Below are 17,115 nucleotides of genomic sequence, written 5' to 3'. Positions count from 1 at the left end.
AATGCCTTTGAAGTACCTTGATTTTCATTTTCCTGGCCTTGACAACGTGCGCTGCGCCTTCACCACCCGCCTGGGCGGTCACGGCGCGGGCGCCTACGCCGCATCCAACATGTCGCTGGAGGTTGGCGATGATGAACAAACCGTGCGGGCCAACCGCGCGGAACTGCGCAACGCTCTGGGCTTTCAGGTCTGGCAGGAACTCAGGCAGGTGCACGGACAGACAATGCACATGAATCTGGAGGATGATTTTTTTGACGGAGTAAAACTGGAGGGTGATGGGCTGTGCACCAGCCGGCCGGGCCATGCCCTGATCATCAAGACCGCGGACTGTCAGCCCATTCTGCTGGCGGACAGCAGCGGACGGCATGTGGGCGCACTGCACTGCGGATGGAGGGGGAACGCCGTCAACTTTCCCGCTGCCGGAGTGCGTGACTTCTGCGCGGCCTACGGCCTTGATCCATCCGATGTTCTGGCCGTGCGCGGCCCGAGCCTTGGCCCGGGCAGGAGCGAATTCGTAAATTTCGAAGCCGAGTGGGACCCCGGCTTCAAACCCTGCTTCAACCCGGCCACCCGCTGCATGGATCTCTGGAGCCTGACCCGCGAGCAGCTTCGTAGCGCGGGCATCCGCGCCTGCAACATCTTTTCCCTGGACCTGTGCACGGCTTCGTCCCCGCAGTTCTTTTCCTACCGCAGGGACAAGGTCACCGGCCGTCAGGTGGGCGTCATCTGGATAAGGTAAGCCGCCCCTTCGATGGAGCGGCTCACTCGGCTCAACCCTTGCGGCTCAAGGCATGGCGTCCCAGGGGCGTGATCAGGGCGCCGTTTTTATACCCCCCGATCCGCTTGTTCTCCTGGCGCACCTTCAAAAGCTCTTCCTTCAAGGACTGATGCAAGGCCCTGGCCTCATGGCGCAGGTGCGTATTCATTTCCTGAATGTTTTTGAGCTTTTCCAGAAAAACCTTGTCCTGCTCACCCATGTCGATGTTCATGAAGGCCATGATGGCTGTCTCCCGCTCCCGCACCGCCGTCCCGAGACGATCGGCATCCTGGCTTGCGATCAGCCCCAGCTCTTCCTGGCCAAGGGCCATGATGTGCTCGTAGGTGTCGCGTGACTCAGCCATTTTTTTCCTTCCTGACCGAAGCCCTGACCGACTCGCGCAAGCGGGCGACCATGTTCTTGGTCTTCTCGACCACGGGCAGGTATTCATACTCGAGCAGGTCCGCGAGCAGAATCCAGTCCTCGTTCTCCTGAATCTCGATCATCTCCGAGAAGAGGGACGAAAGGTCCGACAGCGACGCTTCGAATTCCGCGGACGTGTCCGTGGCGAACTCATTGCGGAGCACGCCGACCATGTTCAGAAAATCGCGGTTCACTTCCAGCAAGTCTCCGTAAAGCTCCAGAGCCTGATCGTCATCGGCCTGACGGAAGAAATCCGCCACCTGCCGACCGGCCTTGCCCATCAGGGTCACGACCTTGTACAGTTCGCGGGTGATGTCCTGCGCCATTTCCGAAGTGGGTACGGAAACGATTTCCACCCGATTGATATGCGAGGCGTCCATGTCCTCGGCCTGATGAGGGTAGATCTCCGAAAAGGCCTCATCGTTAACCAGAACATCGGTCACGATACGACTGTTCATGCGTACGTCTTCCATGACTTTTTCGATGATCTGCTCGAGGTTGTCGAAATGCCGAACCTCTAGTGGACTCTGCTGGCCGTCTATAATGATCATTTTCCTGTCCTCCGCCTACTGGGAATAATTTTACCGTATGCCTGGACTAATCAACATTCATGCCAGCATGAGCCGACGCTTGAAAACATCGAGCAGACCGCGATACCGGACGCACAATTCCAGGAAGGCCGTCATGCTCACGGACTCGGCTCTGGACTGAAATCGCCACATGGGGCCAAGTATCCCAAAAGACGGGCTACTGGAAAAAAAGTCCTCTAAATTCTGACAGTTGACGAGAAATTTCGGCTTCATGGGCGCATCCGGACGGAGCGCCAGAACACGGCCCTGCTCTTCGACCAGGGTCAGCATGAGGGCGCCGCGCTCAAGATCGCGCACAAGGGCGTCCCGGAAGTCGGAATCGGACGCGTGCCAGGAAAAATTTCCCACCCCCGGTTTCTGGTCAAGAAATTGACGATAGACCTCGCGCTGGATCCTGATCCATCGGCTGCGATCCTGCCCCTCATGACCGGACACGGAAAAAAGATCCATGAATCCGGCTTCGTCGCGCCGGGCCTGCCAGACCCTTCCCTTGAAGCCTGGTGCGACGTTCCAGGATTTCAGATCCAGATACCCGGCCAGCATGTCCCCGACGGCCCCGCCTTCGATGGAATCGCGACAAACCAGCCCATGGGGGCACTTCTCCCCAAAGGAGCACGGATGGCAGGGCAGATCCGGCTCCAGGCTGAGGCTGCCCTCCAGATACGGCCCGGTGTCGAAGGGCTGGGCCGTGGCCAGGAACACCGCCGCCACCGGCACGCCAAGCCCTGCCGCCAGATGCATGGTGCCCGTGTCGTTGGTCAGCAAGAGGTCCATGCGCGTCAGCACCGCTGCCAGAGTCGTCAGGTCTGTCCGGCCGGTCAGGTCCGTGCAGGGGTAGTCGGCCAGATCCATGAATTCCCGCGCCAGATGGCTCTCGGAGGCTGTGCCCAGGAGCACGGGCATGCGGCCGGTCTTTGCCCACAACACGCGCCCGGCCCGCACGAAGGAGGCCACGGGCCAGCGCCTGTAATCCTGGCTGGCCCCGAGCTGAAAGGCGACCCGCCTTTCGGCCCGGTCTCCAAGCAACGCATCCGCGCAGGCCAGCGCCGGAGCCTTCGGCGTTTGCAGCCGGAATTCTCCGGGGTCAAGACCGGCCACGCGCTGAAACAGATCGACCAGATTGAAAGGACTGCACCCGCGATGAGCGGAGGCCGCCTGCAGAAAAGTCGCCCAGGGAGTGGAATACTCGCCAAAGCCATGGTCATCGAGTCCAAAGCCCTCTATCCCTCCGTCGTGCATGGCGCGGCTCAAGAGGCGGGCGGACAGGGTCGGGGTGAGGTTCACGATCTGGTCAAAGGGCGTGTGCGGCGTGTGGTCCAGCCAGGAGGTCAATTCCTCCACGGCCAGAGGCCAGCCCCGGTCCAACTGCGCCAGAAGACGCGCTCCGGGCAGAACCCGGACCTGCTCCACATCGCGCAAGAGATCGGCCGCACCCTTGAAAGAGTCCAGACAGACCAGCCCCGCGCTGCCGCCCCGCCGTCGCAATCCGCTGAAGACAGGCTGGGTCTGCAGCAGATCGCCGAAGCGGGTCAAATTGATGACCAGAGTATGCATCCTAGGCAATGAACAAAAGCCGTGCCAAAAACACGGGGCTGCGCACTGCGGACACGGCGACGGACGCATGAGGAGTGCGGGCAAAGGGCATCAATCCCCCTTGTCCAGAATCTCGTTCTTGTAGGTTTCGAAGTTGGACGCGGCCTTGATGGCCGTTGCCACAAAGGCGAGAAAGGAAAAGAAGATGAGCGTGATATTGAGGATCAGCCACCGTTCCTGACGCAGGTTGCGGCCCATGATGACCTGATCCGGAGCCAGATAGTAGAGCCCGACGGACACGCCCCCGGCCAATATGAGGGCGATGATCTCGAAGATGAGCAGATATTTGCCGGACAGCAGCAGGAAAAGAATGCCGTTTCGCACGCCTTGCAGCAGCAGGAGCTTTTTTTCAAGTTTGTCCAGGTTCTGTTCGGCCTGGCGCATGGCTTCGTGGCCCTGCCGAAATTTTTCCGGAACGTAGAGGTCAAGATGACCGATGAGGCTCACCCCTTCACCGCATGAATTGAAAAGTTTGTTGAAAGACCCGAGCATCGAGGGAAAAGGAAACCAGGACGCCTCCCGCTGAATTTTCTTGAGCCGCTCCCGAATGGCCGTTCGGCGGTTGGCCAGCTCCTGGATATCCTTCTTGACCCGGGCCTGGATGTCCGCGCGGATGGCGATGGTGCCACGCAGCAGTTTGGCAATGGAGGCATAATTGTTGACTCCGGCGTAGGTGTTCAGATCCTCGATACGCACATGGAACATGTTGTAGGCATCGTGATCCGAGGGCAGCCATTTGGCCAAGAGGTCCGGCAGATGCTCCACCGCGCCGATAACCTCTGCGGACCTGGTCTTGGCATCGTCCCAGATCTCCCACAAATCGCTCAGCAGGTGGGAACGCCCTCCTTCGAGTTCGGTGTCGAGCAGCACGGTGCTGAAGTAATCGGGATTGTCCTTGATCAGTTCGCGGATGAGCGCCTGGGCCTCGTTGAGGTATCCGGACTTGATCAGGCAGACGGCCTGTCTGTAGCGCGCCTGACTGAACCTCGGGGATTCTCCGAGCGCCCGTCCGTAAAGGCGGATGGCTTCGGAAAAATCGCCCGTGACCTCCCGCAGGCGGCCTTGAAGGAGCTGAATGTAGGAGCGCTGCAGGCTGGTATAGGCCAGGCTCTCGGCTTCATCCCAGAACCCGAGGGCCCGCTTGAACTCGTCGCGCTCCATGGCCATGAAGCCCAGCAGCACCCGTGGCTGATAATTCTTGGGCGAACTGAGCACGACATGGTCGACCTTCTCCATGGCCCGCTCCAGACTCCCCGTGCGCATGGCCTCCAACGCCTCCCACAGTTGCGCATCGCTTTGCGGCCGCTGCTCTTCTATGCCGCGCGGCCACTCCTTGCCCTTGGCGCGCCAGACAGAGGCCATGGTGCGCAGTTGGCAGACCATGTTGACCTCGAACATGGACCGGACAACAAGGCCCGAGTCGGTCTTTTCCCCCAGCAACCCGGTCAGCCCGCGAATGATGTCCGGCGCGACCTGCTTTTCAAGCCCTGCCAGGATCGCAGGCAAGGCATTGAGATCCGTGCGGGCAAAACGGGACATGTCCGTGACCTGCACGTTCCCGGGCTGCAGCATTCGTGAGGGACATTTTCTCGGCTGGTGCGAACGCAGCCCGCAATAAAAACAGGGACTCTCGCCGCCGGAAATCAGGCTTGAGGGCAGAAAAATATTCAGGCTGCCGCGCCGCCGCCCGCTCTTGCTGGAATGAAAGCGGACCTGAAAGAGGTCGGTCAACTTGGAATTATCCATGGAGGCGCGCGAGTCCACCGGCATGATCCTGGAATCGGCGATCTGGAAGATCGTGGCCAGGGGCAGGTGCAGGGCATTGGATTCAAGGGAATCCATGACGTAGCGGACCTTGCTCGCGAATTCCGGAGTAAAGGGCTGATCGCCCATCTCCACGGCCATGTATTTGCATGGCCAGGCCGGAGATCCCTTGTCGTCGATCATGGCCAGCAACTCCGAGGTCAGGGCGCCCATGACGCGCGGCGACGCCACGCGCAGGACCAGATTTTGATCCTCGGCCAGCAGATAGGAAACCTTGTACTGCTGGAAGATCGCTTCCAGACGGTCGTAGTAGGCCCGCCAGCCCTTGGTGAAGGTCTTGTCCTGCCGGGCGCCCAGGGGGCGGATGACCCAAAGCCAGTTCAGCTTGTAGGATACGCTGACCTGCTCGCTGCCTTCCAGCTCGAACCATTCGCCGGCCAGCCCGTCCGGGTTCTGCACATGCTTGAAGGAGAGGCCGGTCAAGGTTCGTCCGAGTTCCCGCATGCGCGCGCTGACGCGCACAACGAGCCGCTTGGGGAATTCCACGCAAAGAGAGTGCAGCTCCGACTTGACCTTGAGGGACTGCCCGAGCTTGTCGTCCACAATGAGGCTGCCCTCGAAGACGGTCACGCTCGTGCCCATGGGATGAAGCCTGGCCCAGTTATAAAGCCGGGCCAAGCCGAGCATGACTTCGGAGGACGGAAAAAACCACAGGGTCTGCGAATTTTCTTCCGCCAAGGACCAGCCGCCTATATCCGTCAGGGTCTGCAGAAAACTGACGGGCAGAGGCTGGGAATGAGCCAGCCAGCAGACGAAGCCATTGCACAGCAGTCTGGGCGCGACGGGCTTTGTCACCTTTGCCAGGAGAGGCTCGATACAGGTCATTTCACTCCCCATTCGCGCACGCTTAAAGCAACTGGTTCTTTTGGATACAGCATATGCGCCAACATGACACGCAGCACTCGTAAGCGCAACCCGGATATAGTCCAGTTACGGCTTGACGACGGGTGGTCCTTTTCCTAGTCAACAGCCAAACCAACCACGCGCCCCGCAAGGAATCCGGCATGTTTTCTCTCTATTTCAATGACGACCGACTGGCCCTGTTGCACCGCCTCGTGGACCTCGCCCTGGAAGAAGACGGGCGCGATCTGACCTCCGAAGCCCTGTTCCCCTCCTCCTCGCTGCTGCATGCGTCCATCGTGGCCAAGGAAGAGACCCTGGTCGCGGGCCTGCCGCTCATCGACATCGTCTTTGAACGCATGCGCTGCCCGAGGCCCTGCGTGACCCTCCTTTCCTCGGACGCGGATGCGGTCGGCCGCGGCCAGGAGGTCGCCCGCATCCAGGGTTCGGCACCCATCTTGCTCAAGGCTGAACGGGTCATCATGAATTTCATCTGCCACCTCTCCGGCGTGGCCAACGCGACCAGACGCTTCGTGCAGGCGGTGGAAGGGACTGGAGTGCGGGTGCTCGATACCCGCAAGACCACGCCCGGCCAGCGCTATCTGGAGAAATACGCGGTGCGCATGGGAGGAGGACACAACCACAGGGTCAACCTCGAAGAAATGCTCATGCTCAAGGACAATCACATCGACCAGGCAGGCTCCATCACCGCCGCCGTGGAGGCACTCAGAAACGCCTACGAGGTCTGCCCGCCCCTGGAAGTGGAATGCCGCACGCTTGAGCATGTGCGCGAGGCCGTCAGCCTCGCTCCCCAGCGCATCATGCTCGACAACATGCCGGTGGAGACCGCGGCCGCAGCCTTGAAGCTCATTCCCGCCCATATCGAGTCGGAAATCAGCGGCAATGTCACGCTTGCAAACATCCGCGCCCTGGCCGAACTGCGTCCGACGTTCATCTCAACCGGCGCCATCACCCACTCCGCCCCCGTTGCGGACTTCTCCATGCGCCTGACACAAAGCCCCCGGGAGAATGCATGAACAAAGAAATTTCCGCCATCAGGGCCAGGCTCGGCAAAAAGCTGTGCATCCTCGCCCATCACTACCAGGCCGACGACGTTGTCCGGCACGCCGACATACTGGGAGATTCCCTGGAACTGGCCCGGCACATCAAAGGCCTTGAGGCGCAGCATATTGTGTTCTGCGGGGTGCATTTCATGGCTGAAACGGCAGCCATCCTGGCCCGGCCGGAACAAAAAGTGCACATACCCGACCTTGGAGCAAGCTGCGTCATGGCCAATATGGTTCCCGCCCCCCTGGCCGAGGAGGTCCTCGCGCGGCTGAACAGGGGCGGCGCGCGCATCATCCCCCTGACCTACGTCAACTCCTCCGCCGCGGTGAAGGCCGTTTGCGGCAATCATGGCGGCAGCGTATGCACCTCGGCCAACGCCCCGACCATGCTGCGCTGGGCGCTTAGGCAGGGGGACGGAGTCCTCTTTCTGCCCGACGCCAACCTTGGCCGCAACACAGCCCGCATCCTCGGCCTGGACGAGAACCGGATCGAGCGGCTCGACATTCGCGGCCAGGGCCGCTTCGTTCCCGCGGCCGACCCCTCGCGCCAGCTGTACCTGTGGCCGGGACTGTGCGCCGTCCATGCCAAATTTCACCCCGGACAGATCAGCGCCATCCGCGCGGAAGATCCGCACGCATTGATCTACGTCCATCCCGAATGCGACCCGGAAGTCGTCGGCATGGCCGACGGAGCGGGATCGACCACCTACCTGATCAAGGCCGTGGCCGAGGCTCCAAGCGGCAGCACTGTGTATGTCGGAACGGAGTTCAGCCTGGTCAACCGCCTGGCAGCCAGACATCCCGACAAGACCATCCGGCCCCTGCGCACGGCGCTGTGCTCGAACATGGCCAAGGTCACCGAAGCAAACCTTTCCCGCATGTTGCAGGAACTCGGCACCGCCCAGCCGGTTCGGGTCGAGGAACACATAGCCCGGCCCGCGCGCCTCGCCCTTGAGCGCATGTTGACCGCCTGCAGTTAGGAAATTCATCATGACCCCCACCCGCATGAAGACCGAAGTCCTGGTCATCGGTTCCGGAATCGCCGGCTGCACCGCAGCCATTTGTCTGGCCGACAAGGGACACGAAGTGACCCTGCTCTCTTCGGGAGCCTCTCTGGACAACGGCAACACCGCCCTGGCCCAGGGCGGCATCGTCTACACCAGCAACGAGGACTCTCCGGAAAAACTGGCCAAGGATATCGGCACTGCCGGCTGGGAATACAACTACGAACCGGCGGTGCGCCATCTGTGCGAAGACGGCCCGAGGGCGGTGGAGAAGATCCTCTTCGAGCGCGTGCAGGTGCCTTTTGACCGCACGGAGCAGGGGGACTGGTATCTGACCAAAGAGGGTGGCCATGCTGTGCATCGCATCCTGACCTGCGCGGACTACACCGGACGGGCCATCCAGGACAGCCTGGTCAAGGAGGTGCTGATCCATCCCAATATCCGCATCCTCTACAACCGGACCGCCATCGACCTTTTGGCCACGCGCCACCACTCCACCAAACTCGAATTCCGCTACCAGCTCAATAACCAGTGCGTCGGCGCCTACGTTTTCAATGCGGAGACAAACGAACCCAATACCATCCTGGCCGATTACACGGTCCTGTGCACCGGTGGCCTGGGACAGATATTCCTGCACACGACCAACACCTCGGCCTCCATCGGCTCGGGCATGGCCATGGCCCACCGTGCCGGGGCAACGGTCATGAACCTGGAATACATCCAGTTTCACCCCACCTCCCTTTTTCACCGCGCGGACCGCAAATTTCTCATCTCCGAAGCCGTTCGCGGCGAGGGCGCCCGCCTCTTCAACGCCAAGGGCGAGCGCTTCATGGCCCGCTACGACGAGCGCATGGAACTGGCCCCCCGCGACATCGTGACCAGGGCCATCGTCGACGAATTGCTGAAAACCGGAGAGGATTGCGTGTTTCTGGACGCGGCCAACTACGTGGACCAGGATCTGGACAAACGCTTTCCGACCATCCACCAAAAGTGCAAGGAAGTCGGGGTGGACATGAGCAAGAACCCCATCCCGGTGGTGCCTGCGGCGCATTATTCCTGCGGGGGAGTGCTGGTCGACAACAGAGGGCGAAGCACCCTCGACGGGCTCTATGCGGCCGGCGAGATCGCCTGCACGGGCGTGCACGGAGCCAACCGGCTGGCATCGACATCGCTTTTGGAAGGATTGTTATGGGGCATGAACGCGGCTAAAGACATCCATGAACGCTATGAGGGATCGACTCAGCTCTGCCGGCGCCTGCAGGATTCCATCGCAGACTGGATCACCTCAGGCAGGACCGAGATGGAGGACCCGGCTCTCATCAATCAGGACTGGGCGACCATCCGCCACACCATGTGGAACTACATGGGCATCATGCGCACCACCCCGCGCCTGGAACGGGCCTTCGAGGATCTGCGCAACCTGAACAAGAGGCTGCACTCCTTCTACAAATCCATCCGCGTCTGCAAGGAGTCGGTGGACCTCTTTCATGGCTGCCAGACCGCCTATATCGTGACTACGGCGGCACTGCGCAACAAGACCAGCCGCGGCTGCCACTTCCGCAAGGACTAGCCCTCCCCCCGGGAGGTCCAAACGGAATTCGGCCGGTCCCGGGAAAGGACCGGATCTGAACCCGGGGCTAATTCGGATCGGAGAGGGAGTCGGCAAACACGTCGCGGAAAAGGTCGCGTCCCTGCACGGGGGTCATGCTCCCCAGGGCTTCCACTCCGGACGCCTGCACCCAGGCCATGAGCAGCCCCAGACAAACCAGATTGCGTTGCAGGAAGACGTCTTCCTCGCCGCTGCGCACGGCCTCCAGATAATCCCCGCAGGAATCGACCGCGAAGCCCTCTCCTTCAAGAATCAGCCGCATGATCTCCAGCCTGCTCCGCCGTTGCACCTTGGTTCCGGTCCCGCCCTTGAACCGGAACTGGACGTACTTCTCCACGCCATCCTCGCACGAGCATTCCGCCACATACAAATTCTGCTCAAGGCGCAGGGTACAATGCATGAAAAACTGGGAAAGAACCGCGTAGCTGCTGTAATGAGGAACCAGCGGCGTCTCTTCGTGCCGTGCGCCCGACCAGGACACGGCCGGACAGACCAGCCCCAGGAGCAGGGACCAGGCGGGAATGGAACGGACGTCCTCCATGGAGATCACGGCCCGTTCCGCCGCCGACGGGAAAAGCCCCCCGCCCAGATTGAAGATGTTGATGACCACGGGAATCTCCAGGCGCAACTGCTTGATCCCGGCCAGGCCGCGGGCGGGTTCCCCGGCAAAGGCGAAAATCTGGGCCAGCCCGCGTTCCATGCACAAGCAGATCAGATCGTGCAGGGAGCGGCAATGCTCTGGACGCAAGGCCTCGCCCTGCGCCTTGAAGACATGCAGCGTGGTGACGCGGGGCAGAATCTGATCCAGTCGCGCTACCAGAGCCGTGGCATCGGGGACGCCTTCCCACAGGGCGCAGTTTTTTGTGTCCGAGACCGTGGCCGCAGGAAAGACGGCCACGGTCAACAGGTGTTCCTCGTCGGCGAGCCCCTGGGAAAGGCGCAAGGCCAGCGCAGAGGGCGAAAATTTGCAGGCCACGGCTTCGAGCCACGCCGCGATGAACTCCAGGGGGCGCACTCCCCCGTACTCGCCAATCATGACGGCATCGGCCCCGTTGCCGGCAAAAACCCTAATCTCCAGAAACTTCCCGCCCGGGGCAAGCTCCACAGCCGCAATCTCCATTTCGGTGAGCAGCCGTTGCGGCAGCGATCCCCCGCGAATCAGATCGCGTGCACGGCCGCCAAGCTCGTCGGTGGCGTCAACGTTTGTCAGGTCCAACAGGCGCAGCAATTCGTCAAGCCCGTGACGCATGTCGTTGGCTTCGATGAAATACTGGTACAGCGATGGCGTGAGCACGAGAACCGGACCGGCTTGCGAAGGGCCAATATGCTTTGAAATCCAGGAAAAGGAGGCGCTGCCCTCCGGCGAATCCAGCGGCAGCAGATACGGAGGGTTGGCGGGCGTGGGCGCGTGTTCGGTGGACAGGCGGGTATAAAAACTGAGTTTCGCGACCCAGTCGTGGGCGTCCATGAATTCCACCGGGTTCATGACCTGCAACTGGTCCACAAGATCGCGGATGGCGGCGCTCAGTTGATTCGCCAATCCCGAAACCCGGCACCAGTCGACCACGGAGCCGCCCATGGACAAGTCCTCGAAGTGGGCCAGGAGCTCGAAACAGATGCCGGCCTGACGATGTATCCGGCAAAAGGCATTGTATTTGGGCCGGGGGATCGATCCGGGTGCGAACGACTCGAAACTCCAGTGCGAAAAAAGTCCTGACTGTCGCATCATCTATCTCCCTTCGCCACATCCACCAGGCGGCGTTTCCGCGAGAACGCGGCCCATGCCGGAGCGCTGCCGCGACGCGGCGCGATCATGTTCGCGGTGCATCCTTGTGCTCGCTCGCGGGCGGCAGATCCCCTTCCGCTTTCCCGGGGGATTCGCCAGCCGAAGGCTTGAGCAAATCCATGAAGGGAACCATCTGCGTGTCGTTACCGTGCTTGCTCCAGCCCAGGATGCGCTGATAGAATGGAAAACGGCACATTATTCTCCCGTAGAGAATCCGCAAGGCAATGTATATGGGAAAAAAGAAAAACGGATAAAAAACGCTGTCTCCGACGCCCGGCACCGAGAAAGGCAACGTTATCGGAATGCCCCCGAAACGGATGTCCAGCCAGGCCATGGCGAAAGGCAGCGGCCAGATGGACAGGGTAAACGCCCCGGCCTGGCTGAAAAAATACTTTCCGAAGGCCTCGTGCGCCTGTCTGTTGACGGCCTTGTATGCATCCTTGTCGGAATGCTTCAAAGCCTCCACGGAGAGGTTGTGCTGGCGGACCATCTCATCACGGTATTTGCCGTACACCTTGCGGTTGAGCCTGCGGGCCAGATGCGATGTGAAATCCCCCGTGACCACGCAGAGCAGACTCAGCACGGCCAGGCCGGCCATAAAGCCGCCCCAGGGGTGGTCGAACAGGCGAAATCCCCAAATGAACAGGGGGTCCATCATCAAGAGAATATTACGTAATGTTTCCATGCAACAAAAATGGCCCCGACAAAGCCGGGGCCATTGGGTGAGTTCGTTTTGAGTATGTGGCGCCTAGCCGAACAGCATTTCGATAACACGGATGTTAAAGAAACCCTTCAAAACATAGTCAATGCCCACATAGAAGGCAAGGACGATGAACAGACGCTTCAGCAGCTTGTCGGAAAAATACTTGGACGTATGCGGGCCGACAATGGAGCCGATGGCGACGCCAACCATTTCCGTACCGATCAGGACCCAATCAACGGGGGTACCCTTGGTCATGAGGGTCAGGATACTGGTGATCATGCTGACCAGAACGGCCAGGGCGGAGGTGCCGGCAGCCAGGTACATGGGCAGCTGGGTGATGCTGGTCAGGAAGGGCACCAGCAGAAAGCCGCCGCCGACACCCAGGAAGGCCGCCAGAGCGGAGATGACGACGCCGCCGACCACGGGCAGAACGGGATTGAAGCTGAACTCGACGCCGCAGAACGTGAACTGAACCTTGGAAAAGGTGATACCGAGAATCTTGACGCCGGTCGGGGCGGGGCCGCCGCCGGTCTTCTGGGCCTTCACAGCGGCTTCAAAAGCCTGGGCGGCCTGCTTGGCCTTGACCTTTTTGGCCTGACCGGCAGGAGAGGTCTCCCAGAACAGGTAGCAGCCCAGAGCCAGAACGAAGAAACCGAACCATCCCTGGTATGCGGAGAAAGACACCTTGCCGGCGGACAGGGTCGCGGAACCCCAGGCGCCGAGCAGGGAGCCTGCGCCCAGAGCCAGGCCCAGCGGCAACACAAGGCGTCCCATCTTCCCATAGTTGATGGAAGAAATAAGTGCGGACAGACCTACCAGGAACTGGTTGGAAGCGCGGATGGAGTCGGTCACGGTCTTGTTCAGGTCGGGCGCGGTGGACTTGAAGCCCTTGGCGTAGGCACCCAGGCCGAAAACCGTCACATGGCCGACACCGGCCATGACGCCGCCGAAAGCGCCGACAGTGGAGAAAATCCAGCCTACCCACACCGCCCACAGCAGCGCAATGATGGGATTGATCTGGGGAGCCCCGGGGATGCCGAGAAATCCTGCGGGCTTGGCCGGATCGATCTGGCCGGCTTCAGTGCCAACGGGAGCCATGGCGATAGCCTTCTCCAACTTGGAACCGGTGGCGGCAGCCTTGGGCGCTTCAGGAGCTGCAGCGGCCTGTGCGGCTACTTCTGTCTGCGTCGCGGCCGGCGCGGCGGCTTCCTGAGCCCAGAGGGGGCCGACAACGCTCACGAGTACAAACAGAGCGGACAAGACCAGGACACGAAAACGTTTTGACATAAATCCTCCCTTTCTCCCATTGTAAAAAAATGACACTAAACTGAAATTTTCCGAGTAGTTATCGGATTTCAACCCCAGACAAAGCTCGTTTCTAAAGATCGCTTCGCCTATCACTGTTTCGAGGAAAAAGGCAAATCTAGAATTTTCAGCGCCGGCTTTGCTCCTTTTGTCACATTTTTCACCTGATTTTCTCGTAAATCCCCCTCCCAAACCCCGTCATTATGTTCATAATTTCACAAACGATACGCTCGCAAACCACGCCCCTGCCGACAGCTTGCTTAAGATAAATCACAACAACCCGAAATTACGATATAAAAAAAAGGCGCTCCGAAGAGCGCCTGTTACGAGCCAAAAGGATAAGAACCCAATTAAGCCGCAGCCTGTTCCACACGCTCTTCGAGATCGATGCGGGGCTTGAAGAAGGCCAGGATCGGAGCGCCCACGAAAACGGACGAATAGGTTCCGGCGACCACGCCGACCAGCATGGTCAAGGCAAAATCATGAATGACCCCGCCACCGAAGATATACAGGGAAAACACCGCCACAAAGGTCGTGCCGGCAGTGATGAGCGTGCGGGACATGGTCTGGTTGACCGACTTGTTGATGACGACGTCAAGGGACGGCGAAACCTTGGCCCGGATATTTTCGCGGATGCGGTCGTAGATGATGATGGTGTCGTTCAGGGAGTAGCCGACAATGGTCAAGAGTGCCGCGATGATGGTCAGGTCGACATCCTTGTTGAGCAAGGAGAAAAGCCCCAGCGGGATCATGACGTCATGGATGAGGGCTACGATGGCCCCAAGAGCATATTTGAGCCGCAACACAACACACAATACCAGGGCGGCGATGGTCGCCACGATCACGGACAGGCTTGTGGGCGCATTGAGCAGATCAAGAACGTAGACGACCGAAGCCAGGCCTGCGGCCATGAGGCCTGCGACCATCCACTTCTGCTCGAAACGACCGGATATGTAGGTGGCAATGAGCAGAACCGCATAGAAGATAGCCTCCAGGGCTTTCTCCCGCAGATCTGCGCCCACCTTGGGGCCGACCATTTCCAGGCGCTGAATTTCATGGGTCACCCCGGGAAAGGCGGATTCAAGCCCGCTTTCAACGGCTTCACGGACCTCATTGGCGCTCTGCTCGGAAAAGGACGCGCGCAACAGGACCTCATTGTCCCCGACATCGCCGAAATCCTGGACCACAAGACCCGTCAGGGCAGGGCTGTCGAGAGCCATGCGGATTTTGTCCAGTTCGACGGACTGACTGAATTTGACCTGAACATTGAAGCCGCCGGCGAAATCGATGCCGTATTGTGGACCGCCCTTGACGAGAAGGGACAGAAACCCGGCCAGAAGCAGCGCGGCGGAAAGGACATACGCGTACTTACGCATCCCGACAAAGTCGATGTTTGTGTCGCGTTTGATAATTTCAAAGGACATGATCTGCTCCTTAAATGCTCGGTTGGGTGCCGGGCTGCCGTCTGGCCAGCCAGGAGTCGAAGAAGATACGGGACACGAAGATGGCCGTGAACATGGAGGCCAGAATACCGAGCGTCAGGGTGACGGCGAAGCCGCGCACCGGGCCCGTGCCAAACTGGTACAGGATGACTGCGGCGATGATCGTGGTCACGTTGGAGTCGATAATGGTCTGGGTCGCCCGGCTGAAGCCGTTGTTGATCGCTGCGGCCACGGATTCGCCGTGCCGGAGTTCTTCACGGATGCGTTCGTAGATGAGCACGTTGGCATCAACCGCCATGCCGAGCGTCAGGATAATGCCCGCGATGCCGGGCAGGGTCAGCGTGGCGCCAAATGCCGCAAGGCCGGCCAGGATGAGAAAAACGTCGAGGATGATCTCAAAAGCCGCAATGAGGCCGGCCCGGCGATAATAAATCGACATGAAGACCACCACCATCAGGCCGCCGATCAATGCGGCCATCATGCCTTTATCGATGGATTCCTGTCCGAGGGAAGGACCGACCGAGCGTTCTTCGAGAATGTTCACCGGAGCGGGCAGGGAACCGGCCCTGAGCACCACGGCCAGGTCATGCGCCTCTTCGGTGGTGAACTGGCCGGTGATGGATGCGCGGCCGCCGCCGATGCGGTCCTGGATGACGGGGGCCGAGTGCACCGTGCCGTCAAGGACGATGGCCAGACGCTTTTTGATATTCGCGCCGGTCACTTCTTCGAAAATACGGGAGCCGCGTGCATTGAAATTCATGCCCACGTACGCCTGTCCGTAGGAATCGAACTGCACGTTGGCGTCGGTGATGTACTCGCCGGTCAGCACGACCTCGGATTTGAGCACGATGGGCGTTTTGACTTCGGAGACGCCCCGCTTGTCCTGCATGTAGGCCAGCTCGCTCTCCGCCGGAACCGTTCCGGCCACGGCGGCCTGGACATCGGCGCCGTCGTCGACCAGCTTGAATTCCAGATGCGCGGTGCGGCCGATGATGTTGATGGCCCGCTTGGGATCGTCAAGACCAGGCAACTGCACGATGATGCGGTTGCCCTGCTGCTTGCGGATATCGGGTTCGGCCACGCCGAACTGGTCGATGCGGTTGCGGATGGTTTTGAGGGCCTGATCCATGGTCAGATCCTGGAGATACTTCACATAGTCCGGGGTGACGCCGAGCACGTAGCGCAGCTGCCCATTTCCGCCATCCTCGGCGGATATGATCTGCATGGTGGCAAACCGGCTGCCAAGCAGCTCATCGAGTTCTGCGCGCTGTTCCTGCTTGAGCAGCGTGAATTCAAGCCTGCGGCTGTCCAGCAGACGCGGACGCAGGACCAGAATTTTCTTTTCCCTGGCTTCAAGACGCAGATCCTGTCCAATGCTGGTGACGGCATTGGACAGGGCGGCATCAAGGTCGACGCCCAGAGTCAGATGGATCCCGCCTTTGAGGTCAAGACCAAGGCCGATTTCATCGCCCGGCAGCAGCGCCCCCAGCGAGGAATTCCGAACCGAAGGTATTGAGGGCAGGACATGTATCAAGGCCAAAAAAATCACGAACGCGGCAAGCAATGCCCTCCAGCGTAAACTACCCATGAGCATCATCCTTATCCAAATCAAACAGGTTGAATGTTGCCAAAATCACAATGACGTCCGGCGCCCAAAGCCCCGGGCGCGCACACAAAACAAGGCCTGTTCCCGGTTACGGAAACAGGCCTGCCTTATCGTATGCCGTATGAAAAGGCTACTTTTTCTTGTCCTTGGCCTTGCTGACGCCACCGTCGGCGGGGACAAGACCGGAAATGAAACCACGACCGACCTGCACGTGCATGTCGTTGCCGAGGTCAATGGTCAGGACATCTTCCTTGGCCTCGACCACGCGGCCGTAAAGTCCACCGGCGGTGACCACGCGGTCGCCACGGGTCAGGTTCTCAAGCATCTGCTTGTGCTCTTTCTGTTTTTTCTGCTGCGGACGGATAAGCAGAAAATAAAAGATCACGAACATCAAGATAAGGGGCATAAAGGTCATCAGCGGATTGCCGGGCTGACCTCCGGCCGCGGGGGCCTGTCCCATGGCATGGGCGAGATTTTCAAAAAACATGGTGTTCCTCCATTACGAATTGTCGCGAAAACTCGCGGTTTTGCTACACTGGCACGACCTGAAATACAAGGTCAAAGCG

At 60.1% G+C, this 17,115-nt stretch carries 14 protein-coding genes; 4 read left to right on the top strand and 10 right to left on the bottom strand.

Translation table 11 applies throughout. From position 1 onward, the window contains the following. Window position 1 precedes the first annotated feature (1 nt). Entirely contained in the window at window positions 2-739 is a 738-nt protein-coding gene (locus DBAC_RS03555) for a purine nucleoside phosphorylase YfiH/LACC1 family protein (protein WP_015772916.1), read from the top strand. Between the two features lie 31 nt (window positions 740-770). Here the strand turns inward: DBAC_RS03555 and DBAC_RS17600 are convergent, their stop codons facing one another. The 4 genes from DBAC_RS17600 to DBAC_RS03535 form a co-directional block, all read right to left on the bottom strand. After that, the gene (locus tag DBAC_RS17600; RefSeq protein ID WP_015772915.1) at window positions 771-1,121 is read right to left on the bottom strand and encodes a hypothetical protein; all 351 of its coding nucleotides are present in this window, start codon (window positions 1,119-1,121) and stop codon (window positions 771-773) included. Further along, window positions 1,114-1,731, bottom strand: coding sequence for a DUF8043 domain-containing protein (locus DBAC_RS03545; protein WP_015772914.1), 618 nt, complete (start codon window positions 1,729-1,731; stop codon window positions 1,114-1,116). The genes DBAC_RS17600 and DBAC_RS03545 overlap by 8 nt, the downstream gene beginning before the upstream one ends. 57 nt (window positions 1,732-1,788) lie before the next feature. After that, a complete protein-coding gene (locus tag DBAC_RS03540) occupies window positions 1,789-3,324 on the bottom strand; it encodes a glycosyltransferase family 9 protein (protein WP_015772913.1) in 1,536 nt (511 codons plus the stop codon). 90 nt (window positions 3,325-3,414) lie between these two features. Further along, on the bottom strand, window positions 3,415-6,012 hold the full coding sequence (locus tag DBAC_RS03535) for a tetratricopeptide repeat protein (protein ID WP_015772912.1): 2,598 nt from the start codon (window positions 6,010-6,012) through the stop codon (window positions 3,415-3,417). Window positions 6,013-6,191: 179 nt separating this feature from the next. On the opposite strand from DBAC_RS03535, the gene nadC reads away from it, so the two are divergent. From nadC to nadB, 3 genes are read left to right on the top strand one after another with little or no spacing between them, the layout of a single operon-like run. Beyond that, window positions 6,192-7,064 (top strand): carboxylating nicotinate-nucleotide diphosphorylase, encoded by an 873-nt coding sequence (gene nadC, locus DBAC_RS03530; RefSeq protein WP_015772911.1) that lies wholly within the window; start codon window positions 6,192-6,194, stop codon window positions 7,062-7,064. Beyond that, window positions 7,061-8,074, top strand: a complete 1,014-nt coding sequence (gene nadA, locus DBAC_RS03525) for a quinolinate synthase NadA (protein ID WP_015772910.1) — start codon at window positions 7,061-7,063, stop codon at window positions 8,072-8,074. Before nadC ends, nadA begins: the two co-directional genes overlap by 4 nt. 10 nt (window positions 8,075-8,084) lie before the next feature. Then, entirely contained in the window at window positions 8,085-9,668 is a 1,584-nt protein-coding gene (gene nadB, locus DBAC_RS03520) for an L-aspartate oxidase (RefSeq protein ID WP_015772909.1), read from the top strand. Window positions 9,669-9,735: 67 nt separating this feature from the next. Here the strand turns inward: nadB and DBAC_RS03515 are convergent, their stop codons facing one another. The 6 genes from DBAC_RS03515 to yajC form a co-directional block, all read right to left on the bottom strand. After that, window positions 9,736-11,436 carry a hypothetical protein gene (locus tag DBAC_RS03515; protein ID WP_043810305.1) on the bottom strand — a complete coding sequence of 567 codons (1,701 nt, stop codon included), beginning with the start codon at window positions 11,434-11,436 and terminating at the stop codon, window positions 9,736-9,738. An 82-nt stretch (window positions 11,437-11,518) separates the two neighbouring features. Beyond that, the gene (locus DBAC_RS03510) at window positions 11,519-12,178 is read right to left on the bottom strand and encodes a hypothetical protein (protein WP_015772907.1); all 660 of its coding nucleotides are present in this window, start codon (window positions 12,176-12,178) and stop codon (window positions 11,519-11,521) included. 63 nt (window positions 12,179-12,241) lie between these two features. Next, window positions 12,242-13,483 carry a sulfite exporter TauE/SafE family protein gene (locus tag DBAC_RS03505; RefSeq protein WP_015772906.1) on the bottom strand — a complete coding sequence of 414 codons (1,242 nt, stop codon included), beginning with the start codon at window positions 13,481-13,483 and terminating at the stop codon, window positions 12,242-12,244. Between the two features lie 368 nt (window positions 13,484-13,851). Next, entirely contained in the window at window positions 13,852-14,925 is a 1,074-nt protein-coding gene (gene secF / locus DBAC_RS03500; RefSeq protein ID WP_015772905.1) for a protein translocase subunit SecF, read from the bottom strand. Window positions 14,926-14,935: 10 nt separating this feature from the next. Next, complete coding sequence (gene secD, locus DBAC_RS03495) at window positions 14,936-16,531, bottom strand: protein translocase subunit SecD (RefSeq protein WP_015772904.1); 1,596 nt, start codon at window positions 16,529-16,531, stop codon at window positions 14,936-14,938. Window positions 16,532-16,679: 148 nt separating this feature from the next. Beyond that, entirely contained in the window at window positions 16,680-17,036 is a 357-nt protein-coding gene (gene yajC / locus DBAC_RS03490) for a preprotein translocase subunit YajC (protein ID WP_015772903.1), read from the bottom strand. Window positions 17,037-17,115: the final 79 nt, after the last annotated feature.

This window comes from Desulfomicrobium baculatum DSM 4028 (assembly GCF_000023225.1).
Taxonomy (GTDB): Bacteria; Desulfobacterota; Desulfovibrionia; order Desulfovibrionales; family Desulfomicrobiaceae; genus Desulfomicrobium; species Desulfomicrobium baculatum.
This window is presented reverse-complemented; position numbering and strand designations above follow the sequence as displayed.

What these genes read in the sequence shown, in the direction of transcription:
- DBAC_RS03555 (WP_015772916.1), top strand. Translation starts at nt 2, where the DNA reads ATGCCTTTGAAGTACCTTGATTTTCATTTTCCTGGCCTTGACAACGTG.
- DBAC_RS17600 (WP_015772915.1), bottom strand. Translation starts at nt 1,121, where the DNA reads ATGGCTGAGTCACGCGACACCTACGAGCACATCATGGCCCTTGGCCAG.
- DBAC_RS03545 (WP_015772914.1), bottom strand. Translation starts at nt 1,731, where the DNA reads ATGATCATTATAGACGGCCAGCAGAGTCCACTAGAGGTTCGGCATTTC.
- DBAC_RS03540 (WP_015772913.1), bottom strand. Translation starts at nt 3,324, where the DNA reads ATGCATACTCTGGTCATCAATTTGACCCGCTTCGGCGATCTGCTGCAG.
- DBAC_RS03535 (WP_015772912.1), bottom strand. Translation starts at nt 6,012, where the DNA reads ATGACCTGTATCGAGCCTCTCCTGGCAAAGGTGACAAAGCCCGTCGCG.
- nadC (WP_015772911.1), top strand. Translation starts at nt 6,192, where the DNA reads ATGTTTTCTCTCTATTTCAATGACGACCGACTGGCCCTGTTGCACCGC.
- nadA (WP_015772910.1), top strand. Translation starts at nt 7,061, where the DNA reads ATGAACAAAGAAATTTCCGCCATCAGGGCCAGGCTCGGCAAAAAGCTG.
- nadB (WP_015772909.1), top strand. Translation starts at nt 8,085, where the DNA reads ATGACCCCCACCCGCATGAAGACCGAAGTCCTGGTCATCGGTTCCGGA.
- DBAC_RS03515 (WP_043810305.1), bottom strand. Translation starts at nt 11,436, where the DNA reads ATGATGCGACAGTCAGGACTTTTTTCGCACTGGAGTTTCGAGTCGTTC.
- DBAC_RS03510 (WP_015772907.1), bottom strand. Translation starts at nt 12,178, where the DNA reads ATGGAAACATTACGTAATATTCTCTTGATGATGGACCCCCTGTTCATT.
- DBAC_RS03505 (WP_015772906.1), bottom strand. Translation starts at nt 13,483, where the DNA reads ATGTCAAAACGTTTTCGTGTCCTGGTCTTGTCCGCTCTGTTTGTACTC.
- secF (WP_015772905.1), bottom strand. Translation starts at nt 14,925, where the DNA reads ATGTCCTTTGAAATTATCAAACGCGACACAAACATCGACTTTGTCGGG.
- secD (WP_015772904.1), bottom strand. Translation starts at nt 16,531, where the DNA reads ATGGGTAGTTTACGCTGGAGGGCATTGCTTGCCGCGTTCGTGATTTTT.
- yajC (WP_015772903.1), bottom strand. Translation starts at nt 17,036, where the DNA reads ATGTTTTTTGAAAATCTCGCCCATGCCATGGGACAGGCCCCCGCGGCC.